We start from the raw sequence: 3,589 nt of genomic DNA, 5'->3' as shown, positions 1-3,589 counted from the left end.
GTTCAGGGGTGAAGCGTTACTGCGCCTGCCGGTACTGGCACTCGAGGATGCCCAGGCAGCGCGCCAGATCCTCGGGTGCCAGTACCGGCAGGCGCTGCGCCAGGTAATTCGATGACGCCACCAGCACCCGGTGCGCGGGCGTCAGCTTGCGCGCCACCACGCCCTGGGGCAGCTCAAAGCCACCGCCGATGGCCGCATCGAAGCCCTGGCCGATCAGGTCAACCTGGCGGTTATCAAAATGCCAATCCGGGCTGATATCCGGAAAACGCCGCACGAACTCCCCCAGCAACGGCATGACATAACGATTACCGAACACCGTGCCCATGCTGACCTTGAGCGTCCCCACCGGCCGGCCCTCGGCGCTGGCCAGGTTGGCCACGGCGTTCTGGATGGTGATGAGGCTGTCGCTGACTTCTGCGAGGAACCGCTTGCCGGCTTCGGTCAGGGTCAGGCGCCGGGTGCTGCGCTGGAACAACCGCACGCCCAGGCGCGCTTCCAGCTTGGCGACACTTTTGCCCACCGCCGCCGGGGTCAGGCTCAAGTGCCGGGCTGCTTCGGCAAAGCTGCCGCCTTCGGCGCTGCGCACAAAGCATTCGATACTGCCGAAGCTCTCCATATCCGCCCACTCTAAACTTTTGGTTTACACAGACTATAGCAATCAGGGTCTACCGACCGCGCAGGGTGAGGTCGATACTCGGCTCCATCAACAAGGCATCCCGCCTTGAACAGCTAGGAAATCGACATGACCACCCAGAACCTCAGCGGTAAAGTCGCCTTGATTCAAGGCGGTTCACGCGGCATCGGCGCCGCCATCGTCAAGCGTCTTGCGGCGCAAGGTGCAGCCGTCGCCTTTACCTACGTCAGTTCGGCCGCCAAGGCCGCAGAATTGCAGAACAGCGTGATCAGCGCCGGCGGCAAAGCCTTGGCGATTCAGGCCGACAGTGCCGATGCCACGGCAATTCGCAACGCGGTCAACGCCACGCTCCAAGCCTTTGGGCGCCTGGATATCCTGGTGAACAACGCTGGCGTACTGGCCATCGCCCCGCTGGAAGACTTCAAGCTGGAGGACTTCGACCAGACCCTGGCAATCAACGTGCGCAGCGTGTTCATCGCCACTCAGGAAGCGGCCAAGCACATGCGCGAAGGTGGCCGCGTAATCAACATCGGCAGCACCAACGCCGAGCGCATGCCGTTTGGCGGCGGCGGGCCGTATGCGATGAGCAAGGCGGCGCTGGTCGGCTTGACCAAGGGCCTGGCGCGGGACCTGGGGCCGCGTGGCATTACTATTAACAACGTGCAGCCAGGGCCGGTGGACACCGACATGAACCCGGCGAACAGTGAATTCGCCGAGAGCCTGATCGGGTTGATGGCGGTGGGCCGTTACGGCCATGTCGAGGAGATCGCCAGCTTTGTGGCCTACCTCGCCGGGCCGGAAGCCGGGTACATCACCGGGGCCAGCCTGACCATTGACGGTGGCTTCAGCGCATAACCGCCTGTAGGCGCCGGATCAGGACATTGGCGGCAAGCCGTAGGCGGCGAGGTCGAAGTCCGCGAGTTTGCGAATGATCTGGTCGGCGTGGTGGTAATTGCTGTCGGCCATGGCTTCATCGGGCACGGCGATGGCGGTCATCCGAGCCGCCTTCGCCGCAGTGACGCCGAACGGCGAGTCTTCAAACACCAGGCAATCTTGCGGCGCAATGCCCAGCCGCCGTGCGGCAGTGAGGAAGATGTCCGGCGCGGGTTTGGCCGCGCCGACTTCCGGGTCGTCAGCCGTGACGATGGTGCCAAACAGGCCAAACCACTCGCGGTGCAACGTGGTCTTGTGGCCAAAGGAATTGCGCGACGAACTGGTGCCCACCGCAATCGGAATATTGTGCGCGCTCAGGTGCCGTACCAACGCTTCGGCGCCGGGCATGCCCAACGCCCTGGGGAAACGCTCGCTCATCAGCGGCTCACGGATTTCGAGGAACTCAGCCGCCGTGATCGGCAGATCCAGCGCCTTGACCACATAGTCGGCCAGGTCCTGGGCACCGCGCCCGATGATGTGCTGCTTGATCCCCCAGTCATAGGTACGCCCGTAGCGTTCAGCGATGATCTGCGTCACTTCGGTGTAGATGCCTTCGGTATCCAGCAACAAGCCGTCCATATCGAAAATCACGGCCTTGATCGGACCGACTGCGCTACGCGGTGCATTCATCGTGACAAAACCCTGGAGGAAGGACTAAAAGGATTCAGCACAATACCGGCGACGCTTGTCGGCAGGCAACCCTTTAGGCTGTGCGCCTGATCAGGCAGGCGTGGGCAGGCAGCCCAGGCTGGTCAATGCGGCCTCCACCGCGTGCTCCAACGGCGTATGGGGCTCGTGGCCCAGGGCCACAAGCAAGCGCCGGTTATCCAAACGCAGCGGGGTTTGCCACAGATAACGCATCTCCTGTATCTCGCGAAAGGTCACGACAAACGGCGCAGCCAACGTCAACAACCACCAGGGAAATACGCCTACACGTGGTTGCCGGCCCGTCCTGCGTAACACCACGCGCTGGATCGCCTGGCTCATCTGCGTGCCATCGATGTCCACGTGCCCGGCCATATGAAAGCAGGCAAAGGCCTCGAGGGTGGTGCGACGCTCAATCAACTCGAGCATGGTGCGCGCCACATCCGGTAGGTAGGCCCATTGGTGGGCGACGCCTGGCACGCCTGGGTCGCTGACGGCGCGCACCGGTTTACCGGGTTTGACCAAGCCTTGGGAGAACCAGTTGTTGGCCGCCCCGGCGCCGAAAAAATCCCCGGCACGCACGATCAATACGCGAGCGCCCTCGCGGGAAGACTGCAGCAAGCGCTGCTCCAGTTGCACCCGTATCGCGCCCTTACGGGTCAGCGGGTGCTGGGGCGAGTCTTCGTCCAGCACGGGGAACGCATCCGGCCCGAAGTTGTAGACCGTGCCGGGCAACACGATGGTCGCGCGCTCGGCGATGGCGGCCGCTATGGTGTTGTCGATCATCGGCAGCACCTGCTCGGCCCAATTGCGATAGCCCGGTGGGTTCACCGCATGGACGATCACCGCGCAGCCCCGTGCGGCAGCGATCACTTCGTCGCGATTGAGCGCATCGCCTTTGAGCCAGGTATAGGTGACATTCTGGCTACGGGCCTTGTCGACATCCCGGGTCAACGCACACACCTGCCAGCCCGCCGCGCTCAGCTGTCGCGCCACTTCGCCGCCGATACCGCCGGTTGCACCCAATACCAGAACCTTGCTCATCATCTGCTCCCACGTTGGTTGGAGCGGCCATTCTGTTCGCAGCACGGCTATAGAGGAATTGCCGAAGACCATCCAGACGCTATACATTTACGCATGGCATTGAACATTGGTTGGGAGCTTTACCGATCGTTTCTTGGCGTACTCAAGGAGGGATCGCTGTCGGGGGCCGCACGGCAGCTCGGCATCACACAGCCCACCGTCGGTCGGCACATTGCCGCGCTGGAAACGGCCTTGGGCGTGGTGCTGTTCACTCGCTCCCCCACCGGACTGCTGCCGACGGCAGTGGCCCACACCATGAGGGCCCACGCCGAGACCATGGAGCGCACGGCCGCA

General features: G+C 63.3%; 5 protein-coding genes. 2 read left to right on the top strand and 3 right to left on the bottom strand.

Annotated features, from left to right (window positions below):
• Positions 1-16: 16 nt before the first annotated feature.
• Complete coding sequence (locus L9Z73_RS27295; RefSeq protein ID WP_430624318.1) at positions 17-616, bottom strand: LysR family transcriptional regulator; 600 nt, start codon at positions 614-616, stop codon at positions 17-19.
• Between the two features lie 126 nt (positions 617-742).
• Here L9Z73_RS27295 and L9Z73_RS27290 point away from each other — a divergent pair, with 126 nt between their 5' ends.
• On the top strand, positions 743-1,489 hold the full coding sequence (locus L9Z73_RS27290) for a 3-oxoacyl-ACP reductase family protein (RefSeq protein WP_247407739.1): 747 nt from the start codon (positions 743-745) through the stop codon (positions 1,487-1,489).
• Between the two features lie 18 nt (positions 1,490-1,507).
• Here the strand turns inward: L9Z73_RS27290 and L9Z73_RS27285 are convergent, their stop codons facing one another.
• A complete protein-coding gene (locus L9Z73_RS27285; RefSeq protein WP_247407737.1) occupies positions 1,508-2,197 on the bottom strand; it encodes an HAD-IA family hydrolase in 690 nt (229 codons plus the stop codon).
• 90 nt (positions 2,198-2,287) lie between these two features.
• Positions 2,288-3,256, bottom strand: coding sequence for an NAD(P)H-binding protein (locus tag L9Z73_RS27280; RefSeq protein WP_247407736.1), 969 nt, complete (start codon positions 3,254-3,256; stop codon positions 2,288-2,290).
• 93 nt (positions 3,257-3,349) lie between these two features.
• On the opposite strand from L9Z73_RS27280, the gene L9Z73_RS27275 reads away from it, so the two are divergent.
• Positions 3,350-3,589: helix-turn-helix domain-containing protein (locus L9Z73_RS27275; protein ID WP_247407733.1), on the top strand; the 240-nt coding region annotated here is incomplete at its 3' end.

Origin of the sequence: Pseudomonas emilianonis, from assembly GCF_023072625.1 — a bacterium.
Lineage (GTDB): Bacteria > Pseudomonadota > Gammaproteobacteria > Pseudomonadales > Pseudomonadaceae > Aquipseudomonas > Aquipseudomonas paraveronii.
Note: the sequence above shows the minus strand (reverse complement) of the source record. Positions and strands in the feature narration are given on the sequence as shown.